The sequence below is a fragment of the Paenibacillus macquariensis genome, from assembly GCF_900156375.1.
GTDB classification, from domain to species: Bacteria; Bacillota; Bacilli; order Paenibacillales; family Paenibacillaceae; genus Paenibacillus_AQ; species Paenibacillus_AQ macquariensis.
This window is the reverse complement of record NZ_FTNK01000003.1, coordinates 471,463-496,038: the sequence shown is the minus strand read 5'-3', so window position 1 is coordinate 496,038 and position 24,576 is coordinate 471,463. Positions and strand designations below refer to the sequence as shown.

Below are 24,576 nucleotides of genomic sequence, written 5' to 3'. Positions count from 1 at the left end.
ATTACCACCCCTTAAGATTTGATCGGTGAAGAGAGAACTTGGTCAATAAGTCCATAAGACACCGCTTCTTCGGCGCTCATGAAGAAATCACGATCTGTGTCCCGTTCGATTTTTTCGAGGGGTTGACCCGTACGTTCAACATATATTTGATTGAGCTTTTCTCTTGTTTTAATGATCCAATCAGTATGAATCAAAATATCTGAGGCTTGACCTTGAACCCCACCCAATGGCTGATGAATCATCACTTCACTATTGGTTAAAGCAAATCTCTTTCCTTTTGCTCCTGCAGTTAGAAGCAAAGATCCCATACTTGCCGCCATTCCCATACATATCGTGGAAACATCTGGCTTAATAAATTGCATCGTATCGTATATACCCATTCCTGCTGTAACAGAACCACCCGGTGAGTTGATATATAGACTTATGTCTTTCTCAGGGTCTTCAGCAGCCAGGAATAATAGCTGTGCTATAACGAGATTGGCAACATCATCATCAATTGCATTACTTAGAAAAATAATGCGATCCTTAAGCAATCTGGAGTAAATATCAGAAGATCTTTCTCCTCGATTGGTTTGTTCTACAACCATAGGTACCAGACTCATTTGTCCAACCTCTTTTCCATTCAAAGATAGACTTCAATGCTTTCAACAGTATTTTAACATGTTAGAAGCACGATGTCATTTTTTCAACTCTGATATTGAATTCTTTTTAAATAAATATGTATTTGCATTCACATCCAATTACCTTATGTTTTATCCATAATTTGGATAAATTAAGGTAAAAATAAGGCACGTAAATAAATACGCGCCTTATCATAAGCAGACTTCTTATTTACTTTCTTCTGAAGTTGCCTCTTCTTTAACTTCTACAGCAGCGATTTCTTTACTGTTAGACAGTAGGAAATCAATTGTTTTACGCAATGAAATTTCTTCACGTAAACTATTCAATGAACCATTACCTTCTAGAACGCTACGAAGCTCTTCAGCAGAACGTTTGTAGGATTCAGACATTGCTTCCAATTCTTTAGTGACATCTTCGTCTGTAACTTCAATGTTCTCAACTTTAGATACTTGCTCAAGAACAAGATTGTTACGAACGCGTTTGTCTGCATCACCTTTCATTTGTTCTTGAAGATCTTCCGTTGTTTGACCGGAGAAGCTTAGGAACATTTCAAGGTTCATGCCTTGAGCGCGAAGACGATTATCAAAATCACGCATCATGCTTTGAACTTCACTAGCGATCATTGCTTCTGGAATCTCAACTTCAGCTAATTCAGCAACTTTATCTACGACAAGACCTTCACGAACACCTTTTGCTTCTTGCTCTTTACGAGCAACAAGTTGTTTGTTCAAATCTTCTTTGTACTCAGATAATGTTTCGAATTCACTAACGTCTTTTGCAAACTCATCATCCAATACAGGAAGTTGTTTACGTTTGATTTCATGAATTTTCACTTTGAAGATTGCTTTTTTACCAGCAAGATCTTCTGCATGGTACGTATCTGGGAAAGTAACTTCAACGTCTTTAAGATCGCCTGTAGCTAATCCTACAACTTGCTCTTCAAATCCTGGAATAAATGTGTTACTTCCAAGTTCCAAAGAATAACGCTCAGCTTGTCCGCCTTCGAAAGGAACACCGTCTACAGAACCATCAAAGTCGATAATTGTGATATCGCCATTTTCTGCAACGCCTTCTTCGATAACAACTAACTCAGCATGACGCTCTTGCAAACGACCCAATTCTTCGTTTAGTTCTTCTTCAGTTACTACAACTGCTTGCACTGGCACTTCTACACCTGTGTATTGACCCAATGTTACTTCAGGCTTAACAATTACTTTGGCTTTAAATTTAAAAACCTGACCTTTAGCAAATTGATCAATATCAATTTCCGGACGATCTACAGGGAATATGTCTGTTTCATCAACCGCTTGTGTATAAACTTCTGGAAGCAAGATATCAATTGCATCTTGATACAGACTTTCTACGCCATAACGTGATTCAAATATGGAACGTGGCACTTTACCTTTACGGAATCCAGGTACATTTGCTTTCTTAGATACTTTAGTAAAAGCCTTATCGAGTGCCTCGGTTACACGCTCTACTTCTACTTCTACTTCAAGAACCCCAAGGTTCTTCTCTATTTTTTCCCAGGTTGCTTTCATTTTATGCTTTCCCCTCCAAAAATATTTCAATTGTTTATTATTATCTACATAAATTCACGCATAGAACAACCATTTTAGTATAAACAACATTGAATTCTTTTTCAAGAGCAGGGTTATGGTTAATCCGATATCCCTTCAGAAATAAATTGCTTCAGAGCACGATAGGCTTGTTCGAATTGAAACCGAATATTCTCTGTTATCCCATACATAGCACGTGTTTCTTCTTCATTCCTATTTCCTGTAAGACTCTCAGATACTGTTTGATGAAGTGCAGCCGCCCAGATATCCATAATCAAATCTTCTTCAATAAGCAAAGATTGATAGACATTTGTTCCATATGCACCTTTAATAAATTGGATCCACAGCTCTTGAGCAAAATAATAAAGCGTAGGTTCCTGTACTTCGGTATGTTGTGCCACCCGATCTACAATATCGTGTACAACGAGCGGAAAGTCGCTATCTTTCAGCGGAACATTTTCAATTTCAACTTCAACTTGTTCCTGTCCTCGCACAAAAGTCACGCATCCTTGCATGCCTCGCTTATGAAGGGTCTGCAGTACCCGATACTGAAGGAGTGGATGCATTGCTCTAGTCTGTAACCATTCTGTCAAAGACCGATCTATATCTTCACCGTTCAAGTAGGATAGATGTTCTAATGCCAACATGGTCTGTTCCGACAAAGCCTCATGCATGACTTTGTAGAGCAACTTATTAGCATAATCGGCATCTTCAGCAAGCTTACCCATCACTTTAAGCCTTGTTAATTCTTCTTCATCTAGATCAATTTCTTTATCCAAATGAGCTTGTTCATTATCTTCTCCCTCTATATAGTGAGGGAAAGCAGTCTCTAACCATTCAAGTAACGCCTGCCATTCATCAATATGTCGCTCTTCCTGGCCTTGGCATTGAAGCAAGAATCGCAGTAACTCCATCGCTTCTGCGTATCGTTCGCTTTCAAGCATGACCGTAAGTTGAATCTGATAGTAATCCAACGTCTTCGGAAAAAGCACAATATTATCTTTGCCAGGGGAATTTGTGTCGTTTATAAATGCTCCTCCTCTCTTCCATATCTCCATTATTCAAATTATATCACACCTCTTCCAAGTTTTAAAAAGTCACCTTTATCACATCATTTTCATATATTAATAAAAAATGCTTGCTATTACATGCCTGCCATGATATATTATTAATTGTTCGTTTTTCGCGTCTCAGTAGCTCAGCTGGATAGAGCAACGCCCTTCTAAGGCGTCGGTCGGGGGTTCGAATCCCTCCTGGGACATATAGAATAAAGACTCTCCATCTGGGGAGTCTTTTTTTGTGTTCTATTGGAGATTAGACCTCAAAACCTCTAATAAACATTTAAGGGACTACTTTTCTATAAACAGAAAAGTAGTCCCTTTTGTGAAATGAATAGCATGACATCTTCGCTATCCTTATTTAATGATCGTGTAAACAAACCAACAAATCATGAGTGTCACAATACACATCGTCGAAATGGAAGATAAGTATAAAAAGAACACACTATACTTCCGATCCTCATTTTTAACACCATCGATGTTTTTCTTTGTTGTCTTATCATCCATTCCTCCCTTGGGGGGAGGTTGGTATTCCCTCACTCTAAAAACTCCTTTCCTTACTATTCTACTTTATCTTCAACTCTATAAACGACCAGTATGGTGCTTCTCTGCCGTTCTGTTCTTGAGTTGTTGGTCTTAATTACAGATTCATAACAGATGTTAATCACTTGCTCATCTTTTAATCCAGCTAAAAACTGATTAGCCTTATTCTCAGCATAAGAATTATCCGAATCTACAAACTCTTTAACCTGTATCATCTTCCACTCTCCTTATAGTAACAAACTTGATTACCTGTCTACCTCACCGTAATTCATGTATTTAATCTCTTTAATTCTTACTTTAATAGAGCCTGAAGGTACCACAAATTCATACAGCTCATCCATGGTAGTCGTTAATAATTGCAATCCAATCGGAGATAGGAATGAGATCCAGTTCTTACTTGAATCCGTCAAATGAGGAAAAACAATCGTATATTGCTCTTCATAACCATCATCCTGATACTGAAGAGTCACTTGACTACCAATAAGAACCCTAGAATTCAAAGACTCTGGATTCCCCTCAGCAATAATATTCTCAAGTGATGACGTATACATACAAAGAACTTGATCCACTTTATTTCGCTCATTAGAATTATCTGATATATAATTCTTCAAGAAAAATTGCCGCTCTTCATCAAAGAATACAAGCTGGTTCACCAACTGGGTATTAGAACCTTGAAAGATCGCACTATGGTTCATAGTATATTTCACCCCCTGTATGAAACTTCTCCCTATCTAAACCACGATAATACATACCCATATTAATCCCTCCATAAAAATATAGACCTCGTGTAAGGAGGCCTTTATCGTATCTTATCAAATATTTACATTTAATCAAATGTTAAAGAATGTTTCCTGTCTTCTTAATGTAGTGATAATAGTCAAATAGACCGATCCCCCAGGTCTATTTAGACCTCAAAGAATCAGCCAATTTGCGAAATGAAATAAGGCATACTACATTTTCAATTTACGGTTGCTTATCCATAAAGGAATTCGGAACAGAAGATTAATAAGTAGCACTACCAGAACTAATACAGCTGCTGATCGGTCTGCGATCTGCTTCGCATCTTCCACGATTGCCTCTGATTGTACATACCACAGATGCACTGCAAGCGTCTCTCCAGGCGAGAATAGATTAAAGTCCCACATCTCTCCAGAAGTGCTTAGACCCGCCGTTAAGAGGATGACCGCTGATTCTCCAAATGCTCTACCTGCTACCAAACAAATGCCTGTAATAATTCCTCGCATAGCGATAGGTAGCACGACTGTGCGAATACACTGGAATTTCGTCGTCCCTAGCGCATAGGAAGCGTTACGAACATCAACCGGTACAGCTCGAATAGATTCCTCTGTGACACGAGCAAGCATAGGTAGATTTAGAAAGGCTAGACTGACAGCCCCACCTAATATCGTAAGTCCTACTTGAAAATAAGAAGCAAAGATCGCTAACCCTAACATTCCAAACACAATAGAAGGGACAGAGGCCAAGCTTTCAACACAAATACGCAATACTTCGGTAAACTTGTTCTTTGGAGCATATTCAGCCATGTAGATTCCGGCTCCGATCCCTATAGGGATCGATAAGGCTAATGAAATACCTAGAATATAGAATGAATTAAATAACACGGGGCCAATTCCCCCACCAACATCCATTTCTTCAGGTAGTTTCGTCAAGAACCCCCATGATAAGCTAGGTAACCCCTTGCTCAGAATCGTATAAAGAAGCCAAAATATAAGCGTTAGAACTAAGATACCTAACGTATAAAACCCAACTGTTGCAATTTTATTAAGCCTAATAGAACGTGTTATTTTCGGAGTTCTTGTAAAACCACTCATGTAAGATCCCCTCCCTTTCTACCCAGGAAGCGTATAAATAAGATAAGAGCAAATGATATAAGTAGCAACAAGAATGCCATCATGTGCAATGCATAATTCCAAGGCGAATCAAAATCGACATTTGATATTTGCATAACAATATTACTCGTCAACACTGAAGTAGGAGAGAAAAATGACTTAGCTAACTGCGCTGTATTCCCTATAACCATTACAACAGCCATAGTCTCACCTATTGCACGTGTCATTCCCATAATAATTGCCGCAACAACACCCCTACCTGCTGCTGGTAGTATCACTTTCATAATAACTTGTATGCGCGTAGACCCCATAGCATATGCAGCATCACGGTATTTCTTAGGTACCGCTGAAATCGCATCATCACTAATACGACATATCGTAGGTAGGATCATGAGTGTTAGAACCAGCGCTGCTGCAAGCAGACCATCCCCAAGATTCTCACCACTTATTTCACGAAGAAAGGGTATGAGCACCGTCAATCCCAAATAACCGTATACAATAGATGGAATACCTACTAGTAGATCGAGAACCGGGCGTACTAAATTCTTAAACCAAGTTGGAGCAATCTCAGCAATCAAGATAGCCATACCTACAGATATAGGCACCGCGATCACGAGCGTAAGAGCAGTCAACGATAATGTATTAATGATAAACAGAGCCGCTCCAAAGCGTCCCTCCTCAGGTGTCCAATCAAATGAAAAGAAGAACTCAGCAACAGAAACATGTTGAAATGTCAGTAGTGCTGTTTTTCCAATGAAGAAAATAACAAGGCCCAATACAAAACATAGGGCAAATATGCTAAATAGGGCATAAAATTTAAACAACTTATTGCTAAAGTGCACCCTCGCATATCTGTTAAACCGATTTGAGCCCATAGGTTTAGTTAGCAATTCATCTTTAGTCGCGAACGATTGTGCAGGCGTACCCATCATATACCTCCCAGAAAGCAGCCAGCTCCAATGTTTCTAGAGCTGGCTGCATAATGATCTTTCTTTTTCTTAATAATTCTTATTTCATTGCAGCAATCGGAATGAACTTCAATTTCTTCAATGAACTTTGTTGGAACTTGGAGCTTTGAACATATTCAATAAAGGCTTTTGTTGCACCAGTTGGTTGACCCTTAGTCATATAATAGCCATATGCCCATATTTTGTAACTACCGTTAATAACATTATCTGTTGATGCAGCCACACCGTTGAATTTAACTGCCTTCAAATCACTAGTCACATATACCAAGTCAATATAACCGATAGAGTTCGGTGTAGTAGCAACAGCTGTTTTCATGTCACCACTTGATCCAACTTCTTTATAGTTCTTTTCTTTCTTTGTGATATCGCCACCACTTAGTGCTTTAGATTGATAGTTAACACGAGTACCCGATCCAAATGCGCGTGTGATGACTACGATATCAGCATTATCACCACCAACATCTTTCCAGTTCGTGATTTTACCTGAGTAGATACCTTTCAATTGATCCGTGGAAAGATCCGTAACTTTTACATTATTGTTAACGACTGTAGCGAAAGGAATTACCGCTACCTTGTTAGCTACTTGACCTGAAAAAGCTTTAAATCCAGGAACATCCATACTTGCATCCCAGTCACAAGCACCAATGTCGGCAATGCCCTTTTTCACAGCTTGTGGCCCTGTAACAGAACCCTTACCGGAAGCAGCAACTTTTACTTTAGGATTCAATTTTTGAAACTCTTTTGCAGCTTGAAGAGTCAAAGGTAATAGTGCAGTTGAACCATTTACTGTAATTTTCCCACTCAATTGACTTGGAGCAGCTGAAACTGCACCGACAAGAGCAGATGACACCAACATAACGGATGTAACTGCAACTAATGATATTTTTTTGAATAATTTCACTTGTAAAACCCCTCTCATTTAAACCTCATTTTATTGTGTAAGCTGAATTTGTTGACCATTCGTAATTACGATGACTTTACCGTCAGAGATAACTGCCAATTGTGTACCATCCGGTGAAAGAGCTACTTCCGAAATATCGTTCTTTGTGCTGAATAGTTCCACTTGCGTTCCGTTTGAATCAACCTTAATCACTTTCATGCTTCCGTCTTTAGCAATTCCAGCTACAATGATAATTCCGTCATAAGATACATCTTCGAAAGTAACATCAATATTACTAACTAAATCCTGAGACTTCCCATCAACTGTAACTAGTTTTATTACGTTAGTGGCACTTACATTATCTGCATCAGCGCTCATATACACGACATTGCCACCGCTTAGTAATGCAGGATATAACTTGTTATCATTGCTCTTTGTTAATTGAGCTGGCTTAGCATCCTTTGTAGCGATATCAAGCGAATAGACTTGTGCACCTGCACCAGAGTAGTCGATCGTTAACGATTCCTCGGTGCCGTCTTTATCCGTTTTAGCAACGCCCGTTATATTTACGATATAGACGATCTTTGTTTCATCGGAAGATACACGAACATCGGACTTATTCTCAACCTTATCTGCTAATACTGTTGTGATTTTGCCTGTGTCGAGGCTTATGTAGGAAATTTTCTCTTGTTTGTCACCTTGAATGAAATATACCTTTTTATTATCAGCAGACCATCTTAGATCTGTTTTGACTGATGTATCAGAACCTAGGATTTGAACTTGCCCATTGCTGATTGTTAACAGAGAGAACATATTATTATCGTCAATGAATGCTCCCAGCTGACCATCAGGTGAAACTGTCATTGATCCTGCACTTGCAGAAGTAGACAACGACTCAGATGCATAGGTTGATTTGTTAATCTTGTAAAGTTGAGCCGTTTCTCCATCTTCTTGGGTTGCAACAATATTTCCAGTAGCGTCCCAATGAAGGGTATCAAATGTTCCACTCAGTCTTTTCACACTTAGGATACGATTCACTTTATCCGCTTGACCTGTAATCACTTCGCCACCGATTGCTTCTACAATCGCACCAAGTTCAACATAAGTTCTTCCATCTTGTGCGATTGGTGCAGTCTTAAATGTAAGATTCGCACTATTAACTAAATATTTCAGTGACTGTGGTTGAATGTTAACTGTATGAACAGCATTGGTATCCGTTAATGTAATCGTTCCTTTGGAGAGTGTCGCCGAAACCTTCAATGCCTTCGCAAGATCACTTACCGCATACAGCGGTGTTTGATTAACTAGAATGGATTTCAAAGTTACGTTACTACCATTCACGTTAATTGATGAATCGACAACTTTGTATGCTACTGCCTTTTTCGCTACTGCTTTCTTCACTGCTTGATTCGTTGGCTTGGCACTTGCTGCTCCTGCCGTTCCAGCTGCTAAAGCGGATGTAACTAGTGTAGTTGCGACCATAATCGTCATTAATTTACTATTTTTCAATTAGATTCACCCTTTTCTTGTCATAAAAGCTATAGGTTCATTGTCGTATATAAGTGTTAAATCTGAACCATTGGAATGTTATGGTAATGTAAAATCGCATTTATTTTTTAACAAATATAGAAATAAGTCTTCTATTAACTTCATTTATCACACGGTTGAGTACCAAAAACATATATTCATAATCAAATTCATTCGTTCTTGGCCTAATTTTATTCTCTATCGATCTAATCAACTGTAACGTTGCTTATATAATAGAAGGAACATACAAATGAATAATGCCAAAATCTCAAAAGTATCCCAACTAAATCCTCAATTATTGACAAGTGATCCAAAAAAGGGGTACCATACCAACTAAATATAAATCTTATCGGATAACTTTGAATTATAATGTTATAAATGAAAATAGAGGTTATCTAACCTAATGAAAAGAGGACTATCCCATGACAAATGTGACTAATATAAAAGAAGTAACTTCAGAACAAGCCTTATCTCAACACCTCATTGAAGTTCGACGTAATCTTCACTATGAACCTGAATTATCAAATGAAGAATACAAAACCACTGCTAAAATCCGTGAATGGCTGACTGAAGCGAACATTCGCATACTAGATGTTCCACTAGCTACCGGATTAATCGCTGAAATCGGTTCGGGTCAAGGTCCAATAGTAGCTATCCGCTGCGATATCGATGCCTTACCCATTAAAGAACAGACGAATTTGCCGTTTGCTTCACAAATTGACGGGAAAATGCATGCTTGTGGTCATGACTTTCACACCGCTGCAATCCTCGGTGCAGCTTATTTATTAAAAGCCCGCGAATCCGAACTCACCGGCACCGTACGTGTCTTGTTTCAACCCGCTGAAGAAACAGGACACGGTGCAACATCCGTATTAGCCTCCGGTGGTCTAAATGACGTATCAGCCATCTTTGGTCTGCATAATAACCCAGATTTACCTGTTGGAACATTTGGAACTCGGACAGGTGCTTTAACAGCCGGTGTTGATCGGTTTGAAATAACGATTCGAGGTATAGGAGCCCATGCTGCCTACCCTGAGAATGGCGTTGACAGCATCGTGAGCGCTGCACAAATCATCCTTTCGTTACAGACCATTGCCAGCCGAATTACAAGTGCCACTGAACCTGTGATTGTCAGCGTGACGAGAATCAATGGTGGAAACACATGGAACGTCTTGCCTGAAACTGTTGAGTTAGAAGGAACCGTCCGAACCTATAATGAAGAAATTCGACGTCTCATTCCTGAAAAAATAAACCAGATTATTAAAGGAACTGCAGCTGCCGCTGGTGCAGAAGCTGAGTTACATTGGTATCCGGGTCCTCCAGCCACAGTTAACGATAGGGATTGGGCAGATTTCACCAAAGAAATTGCAGCTCTTGCAGACTATAAAGTACTTGATTTAGCACCTCAAATGGGTGGTGAGGATTTTTCCTTTTACCTCCAACAAATTCCTGGCGCATTCGTTAATATCGGTACTAATGGAGCTTATGGACTACATCACCCTCAGTTTGATGTCGATGAAGAAGCATTATTACCCACTTCACGCTACTTCGCTCTACTGGCAGAAGCTGCAATAAAGAAGTTGGCTGGCGTAGATAACCTAAATGAACTATAAAAGAAGAAACGTTTCCTAAAAACAAAAAATCACTGAACCAACAGCAAATAAACCCTCGTGGAAATGGGGGGTTATTTGCTGTTTTTCTTTTCATCAAAACGTTTCAAAATTTCCTCATTCTGTATTATATTAATGAGTGAGTGCGTACTCATTCATTAGGGAGAGGGGATCAATTATGATAAATAACGACGATCAATGTGTCATCTCTGTTCAACATGTTAATAAAGAGTATGGTAACAAACAAGTACTCCATGATATTTCACTGAATGTATTTAAAGCAGAGATATTCGGAATATTGGGTCCTTCAGGCTCAGGTAAAACAACACTTGTGAAAATATTAATAGGCATGGAACAGCGTAGTTCTGGTGATGTATATATCTTAGGAACACTTATGCCTAAGCTTAATATGCTTCAGCAGATCGGATATATGGCTCAATCGGATGCTCTCTATACGGAGCTCACCGCCCTTGAAAACCTGGAGTTCTTTGCATCCCTATATGGGGTGAGAGGACAACATCGTTCTCAAAGAATACAAGAGGTCATGGAACTTGTTAACTTAAAAGAGCATTTATACAAACAAGTAGGCCAATATTCAGGTGGAATGAAACGAAGATTATCTCTAGCCATCTCCCTTTTACATGAACCTGCTTTACTAATTCTAGACGAACCTACGGTGGGTATAGACCCGATTCTTAGACAATCTATTTGGAGAGAATTACGATCTCTTACCGCTAAAGGGACCACGATTGTTCTCACAACACATGTCATGGATGAAGCGGAGAAATGTGATCGATTAGGGATGATTCGAGACGGTGAACTTCTAGCAGTAGATAGTCCTCAAGCATTAATAGATGCAACACAATCATCTACGCTTGAAGAAGCCTTTATCCATTATGGAGGTATACGCTCATGAGAATTGGAGCCATGATACTCAGAATTCTACGTCAATTCATTCATGATAAACGAACGATGGCTCTTATGTTCATTGCCCCTCTGATCGTTCTAAGTTTAATGAGTTTGGTGTTTAGCGGTAAGGAATATCATCCGAACATCGGCGTCGTTAGTCAAGCCAGTTCCCTTTCCACAGCAATGGAGAAACTCGGTGCCAAGGTACTTATATATAATACCGAGCCGTTAGCTACACAAGCTCTCGACAATCGGGACATCGATGCTCTAATTACTTTAAAAGAAACTATTCCACAGGTTCTCATAGAAGGTAGCGATCCTTCAATCAACAAGTCCGTTCAACTGCTTCTAGAGAAGAGTATGAATCAAGTATCAACGACTCAAGTTCAGTTCAAACCTGAGATATCCTTCCTTCATGGTTCCTTAGATATGGCAGTCATTGATCGTTTTGGTCCCATTATGATTGGGGTATTTATTTTCTTTTTTGTATTTCTTATTGCAGGTATCTCCTTCTTACGTGAGCGTACAACCGGAACCTTAGAACGACTGCTATCTACACCCATCAAACGATGGGAGATTGTCATTGGATATGTGGGTGGATTCGGCATATTCACACTCATTCAAGCTTTACTGATATCTTTTTTCTCAATAAAAGTATTAGGTATTATGATGGTTGGTAACTTTGGCTACGTTCTACTTATTACAATCCTACTCTCAATGACTGCACTGACCTTGGGTATGCTCTTATCAGCCTTTGCTAGTAATGAGCTTCAGATGATGCAGTTCATTCCATTAATTATCGTCCCCCAAATTTTCTTGTCTGGTCTATTACCGTTGAATACCCTTCCTCTTTGGTTACAAAAGATTGGGTACGTTATGCCTATCTATTACGGGGCTGACGCTATGATAGATGTTATGATACGGGGAAAAGGTTGGTCTCATATTTCAACTGATCTGTATATCCTTCTCTTATTCTCACTTATATTTTCAACACTAAATATCCTAGCTCTACGGAAACATCGTACAATGTAATCATGACGATTGAGTAGGCGGGGCCGACTAGTCCCCGACCTCTCACACCACCGTGCATACCGTTTTCGTATACAACGGTTCATAGGTTATTCACCGCTATAATCCTCATTTCGGAAGTTTTGAACCTCTAATATGCTAGCATTCTCAGAACATCATCAATTTTTTTGCTATTGGCAAGAAGCTGACCTTGGTTCATCCATGTCATAAAGTCAACTTCGAACGCACGGCGATTTCGAACGGCGGGAATCGTTTGCCACATGGGATGATCAATCTGCCGCCTTTCTGAACCTACTACGTGTTCATGCCATTTATCGAACGCGAAGAAAATATAATCCGCATCTAACTCGTTCAACCATTCCCACGTTACGCCTTGTCTACCTACTTCATGGGTTAACGCCTGTACCATCGGATGGGGAGTTATTCCTAATTCCCTCCATAGAAATGGCTTCGTATATTTCTGATCGACGCTGATGCAATCGGCTGCAATACGCAGAAAGACATACGTCTGATTCCTCATTGAGCCGGACAATAATTTTTTTGCCCTGGATACTTTATCCTCATATTGTTGGATGGCATACTCCGCCTGATCAACCCTTCCCAACCGTTCTGCTAGCGTTCGTAATGTTGAATGCAAATCCATATCATCATGTATAATGACATCGGTATACAGGAATTGCTTGCATTGCTCATATTGATTCGTATGCAGCTCGTAATCACTTCTACGTGCAATAATTAGATCCGGCTCGTACTCTGAAAGTGATTCATAGCTATCTTGTAAAACATTAAATATCGGAACATGCTTCAGTCCAAGATATTCTTGCCTCCCCCATCCGGGATGAGACCATTGCACAACAGGAATCACACCTAATGTGATCAATAAATCTTCCATATATAGAGACACAACACGCAGCGTACTTCGCTGTTGTTTACGATACTGACCTGGAGCCACACCGACCGATTTCTTAAAGCGGCGGTTAAAATAAAATTCATTGTTAAAACCTACATGTTGGGCAATCTCATGAATTCGGTCCTCCGTTTTTAAGAGTAACTGCTTCGCATGGTCGATCCGTAGTTTATTTACAAAACTAAGTGGAATTTGACCTGTAAGCTCCTTGAACATTTGCGAGTATTGCCACGGGAACATATCCACATCCGCAGCCAACTGTGCCACTGTTACTTGCATTGCATAGTTATCACTTAAATAATCGATTGAGCTTTTCACAGCACTCTTCAAATCCCGCACGGGGGCCATGCTACTATTTTGCTGTAGCACATAGCGAAGGAATTCCTCAAACCGCACATGATTGAAAAACCGCATGAATTCTTCTTTATCTTGACTATGCAAGTAAATCTCCTCCAGCAAATCAATGCATCGTGCGAACGGAACATGGTTCCAGATACCCTTATACGGAAAACTAGCAGGCTGTTGTTTATGCTCCGAGGCGTTCAAATCTGGAATCGGAATCGCTTTAAATGTAATAACGTAGAAAGAGATACTGTTGTTATATGTATGGATATGAATGGCTTGATCTGGTTCCACAATAGCCAGACTTGCTCTGAGTATTTCCTGAGTACCATACCTAGTATCTATTTCTGCTATGCCATCCGTAACAGCAAACAGCATGTACTCCTCAGCCCCAATAAATTCCTCGCTAGTCAATACGTCCAATTGGAAATACCGGATGCCTGTCATCATATAAATGATGGACGGGCAGCAGGAAGAAGATGCTACCTCGCTACTCATCATGCCCCTCCTTTGATAATGAGAATCATTATTACTAGTGTAACGCAAAAAAGAAAGCTCTTCAATAAAACCTAAAAAGCTTTCTCATTTGTAACATTTCTAAAGCTATTTACTTCACTAAAAATTTCAGTAAATCATCCATCTTCATCATATTCGCTGTAATCGCCCCTGATTGCCAATGCGATCGTTCCAGTTGATACACATGACCGCTCTTGACGGCAGGGATGTTTTTCCATAATGGGTCATCAAGCAGGGCAACCGCCTTCTCATTGGACTTAGAGTCCCATGTACCATCAGAGGGGAAGATGATAATATGATCAGCAGTAAACTCCGGTATTTTTTCTTGTGAGATAACATCGTGAGCCTCGATGTTCTTCACCCACGGGAACGGCTCCAAACCAAGATCTCTGTAAATACTGCCTGTATATGCATTATTCAGACCGAACAGACGTAGCTCCGGCTTGTCCCCGACATCGAGACGCACGACCGCAACGGTCTCGCGGCCAATAGCCTCTTCCAACTTCTCTTTGGTATCGGTAATCTTCTGTTTATAGTTTTCTAATACGCTAGTAGCCTTCTCAGGAATGCCGAGTAAATCAGCAACTGTTTTTAGTGTTTCTTCTGCATTCCCAATCACTTCATCAGGCAAGCGATAAGTAGGAGCGATTTTGGAATACAATGGATAACTATCATCCATTCCCCCGTTCAATATAATTAAGTCAGGATTATTTTCAATCATAGCCTCCAAACTGCCTGTGATATCGAATAATGGAACATCCGTTAGTCCTAAATAATCTTGTTTACCCCAGCTTGGATGATACCATTGCACAATCGGTTCCACACCTAACGCCAACATATAATCCTCTAAGTAAATACCTGCTACTCTCTGCGGCTTAACAGGAACTTCTACTTCGCCAAAAGCATCATTAACCTTCCTTGTATCACTGTTCTCTTGCTTACTTTTTTCTTCATTGGTTGATGTTTCCTTTGCATCGCCACAGCCTGCCAAACTTACCATAATGACCAGTAGTACGACCAGCCAACGTATCTTCCGTATACTTCCTACTGTTTGCACCGCCATATTATATGCTCACTCCTCTAGTTACTATTAGATGTAACGAAATAAATAAATTATCAATGATAATCATTATCATCTCTATTTATTCTCATTGTATTCTTTCCATAGAACGATCTCAATGCACATATCCAAGTACATTTTGCACAAATACAACGATTGAGTCAAAATCAGGATCGTCAACAAGATTCTATGTCCTATGAGAGATACTCTCCCTTTGGGGTTCTCATTCCCTGATACGAAAAAAAAGCTCTCCATAAGGAGAGCTTTTTTTGTGTGATGTCCCAGGAGGGATTCGAACCCCCGACCGACGCCTTAGAAGGGCGTTGCTCTATCCAGCTGAGCTACTGAGACACAATCTTATATGACATTTTTAATTAATATCATTTAAAAAGGGTGCGTTATTTATTATAACGCATCCCCAGAATAAAGCAACACTTTTTTTATTTTTATGTTATTTCACTAACCATTAAGAGTATTTCTTACTTATTACCACGACGCCAATTTGTTTTATCTTCTGTATGCATAGCTGCATTCTTGGATACTACTTCTTCAGCAAATTCATTATTATGGGCATATTTGTTGCCTTTATTTTTCTTGAATTTCTCAGCCATTTTGTATCACCTCCTACGTTTAGTATGGTGATACCTGTGATCGAATATGAGTTATATTATTTGGATGGGATGGTTTGTAACTAACCGTCATATGAATGGAGAAATGCGTTCACTCCTGATTCCTTCATCTGTTTGCGAGTATCGATTGATCCATACTCATAAATCCTCTGATATACGTCATCTAATGCATTCTGATATGTCACATTCACAACACGCTCTGGTTCATCTGGCCAAGGAAACACAAATCCAAGAAAAGCATTTTCTTCTTTTTCCTTTACTAATCCCATCAAATTTCTGATTTCCTGTGCTTCATCTTCTGTCGCTTCGATTTCCCATTCATAAGTCGTCGCACCCCTGTCCGTTAGAACGGATCTTCCATGCACGGATACAAAATACTTATGTTTATTCACGACAACTTCCCCCTTTGTTCGACTATGCATGCGTTGTACTCACCTATAGTTTTCCTTAAAGGACAGACATTTTATGCCTTCCTTCGGCATATTCTATATGACTTTGGTAAAAAGAAAGGACAGATATGGTCAACCAACAAAGAGAGGATGAACCGTTATGTGCGGAATAACAGGATTTATACAATGGAGCGGCGATTTAACACAGGATTCGCAATTACTCGTCCAAATGACTGATAGCTTAGCTACACGCGGACCTGACGCATCTGGAACATGGATTTCAAATCCTTGTGCTTTCGGGCATCGACGACTAAGTGTCATTGACCCAGAGAATGGTGCTCAACCTATGATCGTACATCAAGATGATGACGTGTACGCCATTGTATATAACGGCGAACTATATAATGCTGCAGAACTTACGAAAGAACTACGCAATCGTGGGTATCAGTTCCGTACACGCTGCGATACTGAGGTATTATTGTTGTCTTATATAGAATGGGGACCCGATTGTGTAGATCGTTTCAATGGTATCTTCGCCTTCGCTATATGGGATAGTGTGCATCAACAAGTCTTTTTTGCGCGTGATCGAGTTGGTGTTAAGCCACTTTTTTATAGTCATATAGATGAGACGCTTGTATTTGGTTCTGAACCCAAAGCACTTCTACAACATCCGAAAGTTGAACCTGTCGTTGGACCAGAAGGGTTAGCAGAGATTTTTGTAATTGGACCCGCTCGGACACCAGGACATGGGATATACCGCAATGTAAACGAACTTCGGCCGGGGCATGCTATGATTTTTAACCGTAACGGGCTTCGCTCCTACGCCTATTGGAAGCTAGAAAGCCATGTACATGAAGATGATGAGGCAACTACCGCAATTCACTTAAGAGAAATTCTTCAAGATACACTCGAACGTCAATTAATATCTGATGTTCCAGTATGTACACTTTTATCCGGTGGATTAGATTCTAGTGCGTTATCTGCGTTAGCCGTAGACTACTATCGTCGTTCAGGGCAAGGCCAACTACACACCTATTCCGTTGATTATGTCGATAATGATAAGCACTTCAAGTCCCACACATTCCAACCCGGAGCAGATGCCCCTTGGATAGAACGAATGGTGAAAGAGCTTGGGAGCAAACATCACTACATTGAGATTGATACGCCAGAATTAATTGGTGCGCTTGAAGCCTCAACAAGGGCTCGTGACTTACCAGGGATGGTTGATGTGGATTCCTCGCTTCTGTTATTCTGCCAAGAGATCAAAAAAGAGGCTACCGTCGCTCTTTCTGGTGAAGCAGCTGATGAAATATTTGGCGGATATCCTTGGTTTCACCGTGATGACATGTTAAATTCAGGAACATTCCCTTGGGCTGTTGCTCCTGACATGAGAGCCAGTCTCTTGTCACCTGAAATTAGGAATTGGATTTCTCCGCTTGATTACCTTGGTGACAAATATTCTGAAGCTGTGAATGAAGTTCCTAAACTTGCAGGCGAAACCGCCAAACAGGCTCAAATGCGAATCATGTCTTATCTTAATATTACACGCTTCATGCCTACACTACTGGATCGTAAGGACCGTATGAGTATGGGTGCTGGTCTAGAAGTACGTGTCCCTTATTGTGACCATCGATTAGTAGAATATGTATGGAACATTCCTTGGGACATCAAAATGACAGGCAATCGTGAGAAGGGTATTCTTCGTAAATCTTTGGAAGGTGTACTCCCTGATGATGTTCTTTATCGTAAAAAGAGTCCTTACCCTAAAACACATAATCCTAATTTCCTTGCGGCTGTGAAACAACAACTACTCACCATATTAGATGATCCGTCTTCTCCACTTCTCCCCCTCATTGATGTTGCCAAAATTCGAGAAATAGCTTCTTCACCTGACGCATCTACAAATCTACCGTGGTTCGGGCAATTAATGTCAGGACCACAGTTATTCTCCTATTTGTCACAAGTCGATTATTGGCTCCGCACCTATCATGTATCGATTCGCTAAAACACAAAAAAAGGCTACCCTCGGGCAGCCTTTTTTATTTGATGAACACCAAGCCTAATTCTTGATCATCCATTCATTTCTTCAATTGTGATATTAACTCCCTTAAAGCTACGCCCCGGTGACTAATGGACTGTTTCTCTTCTAAAGAAAGCTCAGCCATTGTCTTATCATATTCTGAAAGATAGAAAAGTGGATCGTACCCAAATCCTCCAGCACCCGCTACATCTGAAGTAATCCATCCTGCCACGGAACCAGAAGTCTCCATATGCTCTCCGGAAGAAGGGTTATACAACACCAATGAACAAACAAAGCTTGCTGGACTTAACAGCGACTGCTCTGTATCTTCACCCAGCTTTAATTGCACCAGCTCATGTAATAACTTCTCGTTATTTAACTGATCGGTCGCATGCTCTCCCGAATAACGTGCGGAATACACACCCGGTTGTCCATTTAATGCCTCTACACATAAACCTGAATCATCCGCAAGAACAGGGAGTCCGAGCACATCGCCAACCGTCTTAGCTTTTTTCAGCGCATTCTCTGCAAAAGTAAGTCCGTCTTCAATGACATCTGGTATATCCGAATAATCAAACATACTCTTCACTTGCTTGCCCAGCTGTGCAAAAGCATGTTCGAATTCTCTGACTTTCCCTTTGTTCTTCGTCGCAACAATGACGATATCTTGATCTAACTTCATGCTATACTCCTTTTCCTACTGTGCCAGAACCAATAGATAGGGCAATCGGACCAAGTACTTCTTGTTGATATGCGATAATCTCACGGATACCTTGTTCACCGATCTGAAGTAATGCATCTAACTCCTGACGTGAGAATGGACTTTCTTCACCCGTTCCTTGTAACTCAACGAATTGTCCACTTCCGGTCATAACTAGATTCATATCCACTTTAGCCTTGGAGTCTTCTTCATAATTTAGATCTAACAGTGTGCGGCCACCAACAACTCCTACACTAACAGAAGCCAAATAATCGGTTATTGGAAATACAGGAAGCTTATGCTGTTGGGCAATCTTGTTCACAGCAATACAGAGCGCAACAAAGGATCCTGTAATAGAAGTCGTACGTGTACCTCCATCAGCTTGAATGACATCGCAATCGAGTGTGATCGTTCGTTCACCCAAAGCATGTAAATTCACAACGGACCGAAGAGCTCTAGCAATTAACCGTTGAATTTCCATGGTTCGACCCGTTAATTTACCACGATTGGCCTCACGTTGATTACGAGAATGAGTAGCTCTTGGCAACATAGAGTATTCTGCTGTTACCCAACCCTTTCCTTGGCCCTTCAAAAATGGAGGTACTTTCTCATCCACCGTCGCTGTGCAGAGAATTTTGGTATCTCCCATTTCTATATACACAGAACCTTCCGCGTATTTATTCACATTTGTTGTTATATTCATTGTACGAAGTTGATCGTTATTCCGTCCGTTTGATCTCACTATTATCTGCCTCCTACATCATTAGCGTCCCTATTTTGCAAACCTTATTTTATCAAAGTGTAGGAATAAAAGCACCTTTTGAAGGAGGAACTTCTCTTAAATTGGTATTTCGTTAATATATTCCGGTCTTGATACAGGCTTACTGTAATTTTGATTATCATCACTTACTACTTTAGAATCACCATTCATTTGTATTTGCACTTTGTTACTTCCTACATTTTCTGTAACAGTTAACACGACAGACTGTAGTAATTGAGAAGGAATCTTCTCCCCTTTAATAAACATATCCTCTTTGAGAGATACTGTGACTGTTCCGTCTTTCGCTGTCTTCACTGACTCTAAGGAAGTAGCTGATGTCATAACCTGCTCTAAGCCACCTTGTAGTTGTGGTCCACGAATAAGTTCATTGAGCGCTGCCTTGAGTGTATCTTGTCCAGGTTCTATAAGCCTAGTTACAGGTACGTAATATTGTATCCCTGTAGGTGATTCAGATGAGAAATATACCGTTACCGCGCTAGAACGGGTATATGTTACCCCATTCCCTTTTTCCAAGTTGATTCCCATACTTCGTCCAAGTGGTTGATCGAGCGGTGTATGCTCAAGAGGCATCTCTGTAATCTTCTTCCCATCAACCCAGAATTGAACCTGATTGATATTCTTATTACCCGTAAGTGTCCAAGTTACAGCCTCTAACATTTTTCGTTCATTTTGGGCATCATATTCAGTAAACGATTTATTGAATTCTACAACCGCAAGCTTATTCTCCTTCTCGATTGTGACTGTCTTCACCTCTGTACCTTCAGGTAATACGGCAGTGAAACCTTCTGGTAGATATGCTGCATAAGGACCGTCTTTGACCATCACTTCAAGGGATTGACGCAAAAGCATATTATCCTTATTCTCTAATGGTGGTAATCCTAAAGACACTGGAGCCAAAAGTCCGTATTGATCTGCTAAATAGACGGTTGAAGTCGGTGTCATAGCCGTTCCCTGCGGTGCTTTCGTAACAACACCATTCACAGCTTGTAACATTTCCGATTCAATTTGAGCCGGTGGTGGATCAATGTCCATGGATTGTTTAGTAAAACCTCCGCACCCAGACAATATAATTGGAACAGCCAACAAGCCAACGGCAGAGATGTTACGAATCTTCATTTTTTTTGACATAATCTATGTACCTCCCTAACGATTTTATATATAGTTTGTACTAGTATATATACGAGCTCTTTTCTAAAAAATAACTGTAAATGAAAATTTCCATCACATTACAAAGAATGAGGTGTAGCGTTATGAGCGATGTACGTAATCCGTATTGTTTAAATAGCAAAGCCGTTTCAGATGCAACTTTCGAATGGCTTGATAAACGTGGGGTCAACATTCTTGAAATTGCTGAACTCGTCATGTTACTCCAAAAAAAGTACTATCCGACACTTACAATCGAGGAATGCGTACATAATGTTGAGATGGTCCTAAGCAAACGTGAAGTGCAGAATGCTGTATTAACAGGCATACAATTGGATGTACTAGCAGAAGAAGGCAAGCTTATTTCTCCCTTACAGGAGATGTTAGTCAATGATGAAGGACTTTATGGTGTGGATGAGATATTGGCCTTTTCAATCGTCAATGTCTATGGAAGTATCGGATTCACGAATTATGGGTATGTCGATAAGTTAAAACCTGGGGTATTAGAACGGCTCAATGATAAAACCTCTGGACAAGTTCACACCTTCCTTGATGATATCGTTGGTGCAGTTGCTGCTGCGGCTAGCAGCCGTATCGCCCATCGAAAGCAGGCGGAGAAAGAAGCAGATTACGCTGAAGAAGGTAAGAAATTCAATCCTCTTGCAAAAGGAACATCTGAGTAATCTTGGGTGAACTGAAAATCGTAGAAAGCAAAAAAGAAACTACCCAATAAACGACAGGTAGCTTCTGTATATTCCCTTAAGTCGTAGTCATGGTATTAAGTTAATCCCTGAATTAATCAAACAAAACGAGTAAGGATCAAAAGAATCCCTTATTCGTTTTGTTGATATCCTTTCTAATACAATCCGATGAACTGACTGACTTTTCTGCAGATTTGATAGTATGATGTTAGCTAACGGCTCCACCTTAAGGAGTAACGGTTACGGCACCATTATTACCGCCACCACCACCGCCACCTGCATTAGCAGCAGTAAAATCGGGGTCAATGTTAATCAGCTTGTTCTTGTTGATATTCTTCGGTTTGTTAATGATAACAACTTTGAAATACACCTTAGATTTATTTGACATTTTGTTTCCCTCCCTTCCATTTGGATTAATATATACTATGAAATCTTTCAAAGACTTGCTTATACTAATCCACTAGTAGATTGGTATATTTCTGATTCCTAGTAGAAAGAAATCTATGATTACAAACTGCTTTTATAGACATAAACAAACGAATGTTAACCAACCGTTAAACCATTACAGCAGGAAAAGACTATATTCTTCTACAATTGTAGAAAACATAGCCTTTTTCTATGCACTAAAATAAGTTGAGAAAGCTCACTTCATCTCTCCAACGCTTTTCAAATTGAACATGGATGTTTATTCGTTGCGGTAAATATGATACTACCATCCACAGTAGAAACTAAAGATTGAGCCTTACCTTGACGTACCAATTCCTGTATATGCGCCAGTGCTTCACACATAGCAAACCTCATTTGATGAAGTGACAATTTATTACGGAAAAGGGTCTTGCAAATCTCATACCCATTTTGCGGAGATTGAATGAGAAGCTTATCTACCTCAATTAACCGTTGTTCATGATGGAGAAGAAGATCCTCTATGCGTTTATGAAACGTAGAGAATGGTTCTCTATGCCCCGGAAAGGCTTGATTGACCACATATTGCTTAAGTCTCACAAGACCACTCATGAAGCTATACAGCGGTTCAGGATCACTCCCTGGAATGAGGCTGACGTTCGGTGAAATCTGCGGTAAAACAGCATCACCACACATCATAATACCAAGTTCTTCATTATATAAAGATAGATGTCCTGGTGCATGTCCCCCAGTCTCTATAACTAGCCAAGAAAGGCCACCTAATTCCAGGTGACTTCCCCTTTCTACTATTGTAATATTAGGCGTCGGTGAAACCTGAGGGATGAAATCAAGTAAATGTTGCTCAATCTGACTTGCTAACTCGTCAGGCAATCCGTGCTGTTGCAACCATAACGTTAATTTCACATTGATATCGGTATCCGTTCCCCACATAAGAAGAGATTCATCATAGGCTCTTTGAGACATGTAGACCTTAGCATTACATTGCGATTGAAACCAGCCTGCCAACCCATAATGATCAGGATGATGATGAGTCACAAATATTCCACTTACATCCTCGAGTGTATAACCTAGCTTACCAAGTGCATTCTTCCACTCAACTTCTGTTACGCTATTGCGTGGTCCGGGATCTATAATGACGATACCCGATGAGCTGTGTAGCACATAACTATTCACCCAACGTAGCGGATAGGACATCGATATTTTAACTTGGCTGATCCCGTGATCCCAAGTTGTTATTTCTGGTATGCTCACAATGTATAATAACCTTCTTCCCATTAAATTATTATCCTCTATTGACAATAACCCTAAATAAATATATGATTTTGCTATATTATTCTAACATATAAGCTAATTAATTATATACCCGTAAAGGGGAGTAGCTGTTTAAATAAAGTCGTCAATACGAGAGATATTTCTCCGGCTTTATTGGCAATTGTCATTTCACAATTGTTAGCGAGACCTTTACCAAATTGGGAAAACCTTTTATTTTTAGAAGGCTTTCACCTCTTTGGTAAAGGTCTTTTTTAATGTTCATCGTTGAAAGTACGTCAATTGACGTTTTTCTTATAGCTTTTGAAACATACTAAAGAAACACACTAAGGGGGAGAAGAAATGGATTTTGCATTATTATTGGAATATGGTTGGGTTCTTCTCGTACTTGTAGGACTGGAAGGCCTTCTCGCGGCAGATAATGCACTGGTATTAGCTATTATGGTTAAGCACCTGCCTGATGCGGAAAGAAAAAAAGCATTGTTTTATGGACTTATGGGAGCATTTGTCCTTCGGTTCGGCTCATTATTTATCATCTCATTCCTAGTCGATATCTGGCAGGTACAAGCTATTGGAGCCCTTTATTTATTGTTTATCGCTGTGAATCATATCTTTAGAAAACTCATTACTAAACCTAAAACGGATGATTCCATTGAAGGTAGCTCTAATGAAAAAAAGAAATCTGGATTTTGGCTTACAGTAATCAAAGTTGAAATAGCGGATGTTGCATTTGCCGTTGATTCAATTTTAGCTGCAGTAGCTCTTGCAGTAGCATTACCTCCAAGTGGACTCGGACATATCGGTGGCTTAGATGGTGGACAATTCCTTGTGATCTTTGCAGGTGGATTAATCGGATTAATCATCATGCGTTTTGCAGCATCCTATTTCGTTAAATTGTTACACTCCCGTCCAGGACTAGAAGTTGCCGCATTCGTAATTGTTGGTTGGGTAGGCGTTAAGTTAGCCATTATCACACTTGCTCACCCTTCCTTGGCTGTTCTACCTGAGTCCTTCGCACATAGCACAGCTTGGAAATCGACATTCTATATTGTCCTAATATTAATCGCAGTCCTTGGTTGGTTTATGAGCAGTAAGAATGAAGAACCTGTCACTGACACTGATAAACAACTGGGTCATTAAGT

General features: G+C 40.0%; 25 protein-coding genes and 2 tRNA genes. 7 read left to right on the top strand and 20 right to left on the bottom strand.

Annotation, left to right across the window (positions count from 1 at the left end; translation table 11 throughout):
• Positions 1 to 11 precede the first annotated feature (11 nt).
• The 3 genes from clpP to BW961_RS08225 form a co-directional block, all read right to left on the bottom strand.
• The gene (gene clpP / locus BW961_RS08235) at positions 12 to 602 is read right to left on the bottom strand and encodes an ATP-dependent Clp endopeptidase proteolytic subunit ClpP (RefSeq protein WP_068583299.1); all 591 of its coding nucleotides are present in this window, start codon (positions 600 to 602) and stop codon (positions 12 to 14) included.
• A gap of 225 nt (positions 603 to 827) precedes the next feature.
• Complete coding sequence (tig, locus tag BW961_RS08230) at positions 828 to 2,162, bottom strand: trigger factor (RefSeq protein ID WP_068583294.1); 1,335 nt, start codon at positions 2,160 to 2,162, stop codon at positions 828 to 830.
• A 119-nt stretch (positions 2,163 to 2,281) separates the two neighbouring features.
• Entirely contained in the window at positions 2,282 to 3,238 is a 957-nt protein-coding gene (locus BW961_RS08225; RefSeq protein ID WP_068583292.1) for a hypothetical protein, read from the bottom strand.
• A gap of 129 nt (positions 3,239 to 3,367) precedes the next feature.
• On the opposite strand from BW961_RS08225, the gene BW961_RS08220 reads away from it, so the two are divergent.
• Positions 3,368 to 3,441, top strand: a tRNA-Arg gene (locus tag BW961_RS08220).
• A gap of 154 nt (positions 3,442 to 3,595) precedes the next feature.
• On the opposite strand, the gene BW961_RS30380 is transcribed toward BW961_RS08220, so the two are convergent.
• From BW961_RS30380 to BW961_RS08185, 7 genes are all read right to left on the bottom strand, one after another.
• Positions 3,596 to 3,745: a hypothetical protein gene (locus tag BW961_RS30380; protein WP_156510111.1), complete on the bottom strand. Its 150-nt coding sequence runs from the start codon at positions 3,743 to 3,745 to the stop codon at positions 3,596 to 3,598.
• A gap of 53 nt (positions 3,746 to 3,798) precedes the next feature.
• A complete protein-coding gene (locus BW961_RS08210; RefSeq protein WP_068583286.1) occupies positions 3,799 to 3,996 on the bottom strand; it encodes a sporulation protein Cse60 in 198 nt (65 codons plus the stop codon).
• 30 nt (positions 3,997 to 4,026) lie between these two features.
• Entirely contained in the window at positions 4,027 to 4,476 is a 450-nt protein-coding gene (locus BW961_RS08205) for a GreA/GreB family elongation factor (protein WP_068583284.1), read from the bottom strand.
• A gap of 255 nt (positions 4,477 to 4,731) precedes the next feature.
• Positions 4,732 to 5,613 carry a phosphate ABC transporter permease PstA gene (pstA, locus tag BW961_RS08200; RefSeq protein WP_068583281.1) on the bottom strand — a complete coding sequence of 294 codons (882 nt, stop codon included), beginning with the start codon at positions 5,611 to 5,613 and terminating at the stop codon, positions 4,732 to 4,734.
• Complete coding sequence (pstC, locus tag BW961_RS08195) at positions 5,610 to 6,560, bottom strand: phosphate ABC transporter permease subunit PstC (protein ID WP_068583278.1); 951 nt, start codon at positions 6,558 to 6,560, stop codon at positions 5,610 to 5,612. Before pstC ends, pstA begins: the two co-directional genes overlap by 4 nt.
• 79 nt (positions 6,561 to 6,639) lie before the next feature.
• Positions 6,640 to 7,455, bottom strand: a complete 816-nt coding sequence (locus BW961_RS08190) for a phosphate ABC transporter substrate-binding protein (protein ID WP_394327608.1) — start codon at positions 7,453 to 7,455, stop codon at positions 6,640 to 6,642.
• A 75-nt stretch (positions 7,456 to 7,530) separates the two neighbouring features.
• Positions 7,531 to 8,988: a stalk domain-containing protein gene (locus BW961_RS08185; protein WP_068583275.1), complete on the bottom strand. Its 1,458-nt coding sequence runs from the start codon at positions 8,986 to 8,988 to the stop codon at positions 7,531 to 7,533.
• Between the two features lie 440 nt (positions 8,989 to 9,428).
• On the opposite strand from BW961_RS08185, the gene BW961_RS08180 reads away from it, so the two are divergent.
• The 3 genes from BW961_RS08180 to BW961_RS08170 all read left to right on the top strand — a co-directional run bounded on the left by BW961_RS08180 (position 9,429) and on the right by BW961_RS08170 (position 12,557).
• Entirely contained in the window at positions 9,429 to 10,619 is a 1,191-nt protein-coding gene (locus BW961_RS08180; protein WP_068583273.1) for an amidohydrolase, read from the top strand.
• Between the two features lie 175 nt (positions 10,620 to 10,794).
• The gene (locus BW961_RS08175) at positions 10,795 to 11,532 is read left to right on the top strand and encodes an ABC transporter ATP-binding protein (RefSeq protein ID WP_068583270.1); all 738 of its coding nucleotides are present in this window, start codon (positions 10,795 to 10,797) and stop codon (positions 11,530 to 11,532) included.
• Positions 11,529 to 12,557 (top strand): ABC transporter permease, encoded by a 1,029-nt coding sequence (locus tag BW961_RS08170; protein WP_068583266.1) that lies wholly within the window; start codon positions 11,529 to 11,531, stop codon positions 12,555 to 12,557. The genes BW961_RS08175 and BW961_RS08170 overlap by 4 nt, the downstream gene beginning before the upstream one ends.
• Positions 12,558 to 12,684: 127 nt before the next feature.
• Here BW961_RS08170 and BW961_RS08165 read toward each other — a convergent pair whose 3' ends face one another.
• The 5 genes from BW961_RS08165 to BW961_RS08150 form a co-directional block, all read right to left on the bottom strand.
• On the bottom strand, positions 12,685 to 14,304 hold the full coding sequence (locus BW961_RS08165; protein WP_082867401.1) for an AraC family transcriptional regulator: 1,620 nt from the start codon (positions 14,302 to 14,304) through the stop codon (positions 12,685 to 12,687).
• A 106-nt stretch (positions 14,305 to 14,410) separates the two neighbouring features.
• On the bottom strand, positions 14,411 to 15,382 hold the full coding sequence (locus BW961_RS08160; RefSeq protein WP_068583261.1) for an ABC transporter substrate-binding protein: 972 nt from the start codon (positions 15,380 to 15,382) through the stop codon (positions 14,411 to 14,413).
• A 274-nt stretch (positions 15,383 to 15,656) separates the two neighbouring features.
• Positions 15,657 to 15,730, bottom strand: a tRNA-Arg gene (locus BW961_RS08155).
• A gap of 128 nt (positions 15,731 to 15,858) precedes the next feature.
• A complete protein-coding gene (locus BW961_RS31555; RefSeq protein WP_280175189.1) occupies positions 15,859 to 15,990 on the bottom strand; it encodes a hypothetical protein in 132 nt (43 codons plus the stop codon).
• An 80-nt stretch (positions 15,991 to 16,070) separates the two neighbouring features.
• A complete protein-coding gene (locus BW961_RS08150) occupies positions 16,071 to 16,400 on the bottom strand; it encodes a hypothetical protein (protein ID WP_068583497.1) in 330 nt (109 codons plus the stop codon).
• 157 nt (positions 16,401 to 16,557) lie between these two features.
• On the opposite strand from BW961_RS08150, the gene asnB reads away from it, so the two are divergent.
• Positions 16,558 to 18,402: an asparagine synthase (glutamine-hydrolyzing) gene (asnB, locus tag BW961_RS08145; protein WP_068583258.1), complete on the top strand. Its 1,845-nt coding sequence runs from the start codon at positions 16,558 to 16,560 to the stop codon at positions 18,400 to 18,402.
• 73 nt (positions 18,403 to 18,475) lie between these two features.
• On the opposite strand, the gene BW961_RS08140 is transcribed toward asnB, so the two are convergent.
• The 3 genes from BW961_RS08140 to BW961_RS08130 all read right to left on the bottom strand — a co-directional run bounded on the left by BW961_RS08140 (position 18,476) and on the right by BW961_RS08130 (position 21,026).
• Complete coding sequence (locus tag BW961_RS08140) at positions 18,476 to 19,099, bottom strand: XTP/dITP diphosphatase (protein WP_068583255.1); 624 nt, start codon at positions 19,097 to 19,099, stop codon at positions 18,476 to 18,478.
• 1 nt (position 19,100) lies between these two features.
• Entirely contained in the window at positions 19,101 to 19,862 is a 762-nt protein-coding gene (gene rph, locus BW961_RS08135) for a ribonuclease PH (RefSeq protein ID WP_068583252.1), read from the bottom strand.
• 93 nt (positions 19,863 to 19,955) lie between these two features.
• Positions 19,956 to 21,026 carry a GerMN domain-containing protein gene (locus tag BW961_RS08130; protein ID WP_068583249.1) on the bottom strand — a complete coding sequence of 357 codons (1,071 nt, stop codon included), beginning with the start codon at positions 21,024 to 21,026 and terminating at the stop codon, positions 19,956 to 19,958.
• Positions 21,027 to 21,148: 122 nt separating this feature from the next.
• Between BW961_RS08130 and BW961_RS08125 the strand changes: the two genes are divergently transcribed.
• Complete coding sequence (locus BW961_RS08125) at positions 21,149 to 21,724, top strand: phosphatidylglycerophosphatase A family protein (protein WP_068583246.1); 576 nt, start codon at positions 21,149 to 21,151, stop codon at positions 21,722 to 21,724.
• Between the two features lie 244 nt (positions 21,725 to 21,968).
• Here the strand turns inward: BW961_RS08125 and BW961_RS30375 are convergent, their stop codons facing one another.
• On the bottom strand, positions 21,969 to 22,130 hold the full coding sequence (locus BW961_RS30375; RefSeq protein WP_156510110.1) for a hypothetical protein: 162 nt from the start codon (positions 22,128 to 22,130) through the stop codon (positions 21,969 to 21,971).
• 278 nt (positions 22,131 to 22,408) lie between these two features.
• Entirely contained in the window at positions 22,409 to 23,440 is a 1,032-nt protein-coding gene (locus BW961_RS08120; protein WP_068583243.1) for an MBL fold metallo-hydrolase, read from the bottom strand.
• Between the two features lie 336 nt (positions 23,441 to 23,776).
• Between BW961_RS08120 and BW961_RS08115 the strand changes: the two genes are divergently transcribed.
• A complete protein-coding gene (locus BW961_RS08115; RefSeq protein ID WP_068583241.1) occupies positions 23,777 to 24,574 on the top strand; it encodes a TerC family protein in 798 nt (265 codons plus the stop codon).
• Positions 24,575 to 24,576 lie beyond the last annotated feature (2 nt).

Coding starts and splice junctions, on each gene's coding strand:
- clpP (WP_068583299.1), bottom strand. CDS start 602: ATGAGTCTGGTACCTATGGTTGTAGAACAAACCAATCGAGGAGAAAGA.
- tig (WP_068583294.1), bottom strand. CDS start 2,162: ATGAAAGCAACCTGGGAAAAAATAGAGAAGAACCTTGGGGTTCTTGAA.
- BW961_RS08225 (WP_068583292.1), bottom strand. CDS start 3,238: ATGGAGATATGGAAGAGAGGAGGAGCATTTATAAACGACACAAATTCC.
- BW961_RS30380 (WP_156510111.1), bottom strand. CDS start 3,745: ATGGATGATAAGACAACAAAGAAAAACATCGATGGTGTTAAAAATGAG.
- BW961_RS08210 (WP_068583286.1), bottom strand. CDS start 3,996: ATGATACAGGTTAAAGAGTTTGTAGATTCGGATAATTCTTATGCTGAG.
- BW961_RS08205 (WP_068583284.1), bottom strand. CDS start 4,476: ATGAACCATAGTGCGATCTTTCAAGGTTCTAATACCCAGTTGGTGAAC.
- pstA (WP_068583281.1), bottom strand. CDS start 5,613: ATGAGTGGTTTTACAAGAACTCCGAAAATAACACGTTCTATTAGGCTT.
- pstC (WP_068583278.1), bottom strand. CDS start 6,560: ATGGGTACGCCTGCACAATCGTTCGCGACTAAAGATGAATTGCTAACT.
- BW961_RS08190 (WP_394327608.1), bottom strand. CDS start 7,455: ATGTTGGTGTCATCTGCTCTTGTCGGTGCAGTTTCAGCTGCTCCAAGT.
- BW961_RS08180 (WP_068583273.1), top strand. CDS start 9,429: ATGACAAATGTGACTAATATAAAAGAAGTAACTTCAGAACAAGCCTTA.
- BW961_RS08175 (WP_068583270.1), top strand. CDS start 10,795: ATGATAAATAACGACGATCAATGTGTCATCTCTGTTCAACATGTTAAT.
- BW961_RS08170 (WP_068583266.1), top strand. CDS start 11,529: ATGAGAATTGGAGCCATGATACTCAGAATTCTACGTCAATTCATTCAT.
- BW961_RS08165 (WP_082867401.1), bottom strand. CDS start 14,304: ATGATGAGTAGCGAGGTAGCATCTTCTTCCTGCTGCCCGTCCATCATT.
- BW961_RS08160 (WP_068583261.1), bottom strand. CDS start 15,382: ATGGCGGTGCAAACAGTAGGAAGTATACGGAAGATACGTTGGCTGGTC.
- BW961_RS31555 (WP_280175189.1), bottom strand. CDS start 15,990: ATGGCTGAGAAATTCAAGAAAAATAAAGGCAACAAATATGCCCATAAT.
- asnB (WP_068583258.1), top strand. CDS start 16,558: ATGTGCGGAATAACAGGATTTATACAATGGAGCGGCGATTTAACACAG.
- BW961_RS08140 (WP_068583255.1), bottom strand. CDS start 19,099: ATGAAGTTAGATCAAGATATCGTCATTGTTGCGACGAAGAACAAAGGG.
- BW961_RS08130 (WP_068583249.1), bottom strand. CDS start 21,026: ATGTCAAAAAAAATGAAGATTCGTAACATCTCTGCCGTTGGCTTGTTG.
- BW961_RS08125 (WP_068583246.1), top strand. CDS start 21,149: ATGAGCGATGTACGTAATCCGTATTGTTTAAATAGCAAAGCCGTTTCA.
- BW961_RS30375 (WP_156510110.1), bottom strand. CDS start 22,130: ATGTCAAATAAATCTAAGGTGTATTTCAAAGTTGTTATCATTAACAAA.
- BW961_RS08120 (WP_068583243.1), bottom strand. CDS start 23,440: ATGGGAAGAAGGTTATTATACATTGTGAGCATACCAGAAATAACAACT.
- BW961_RS08115 (WP_068583241.1), top strand. CDS start 23,777: ATGGATTTTGCATTATTATTGGAATATGGTTGGGTTCTTCTCGTACTT.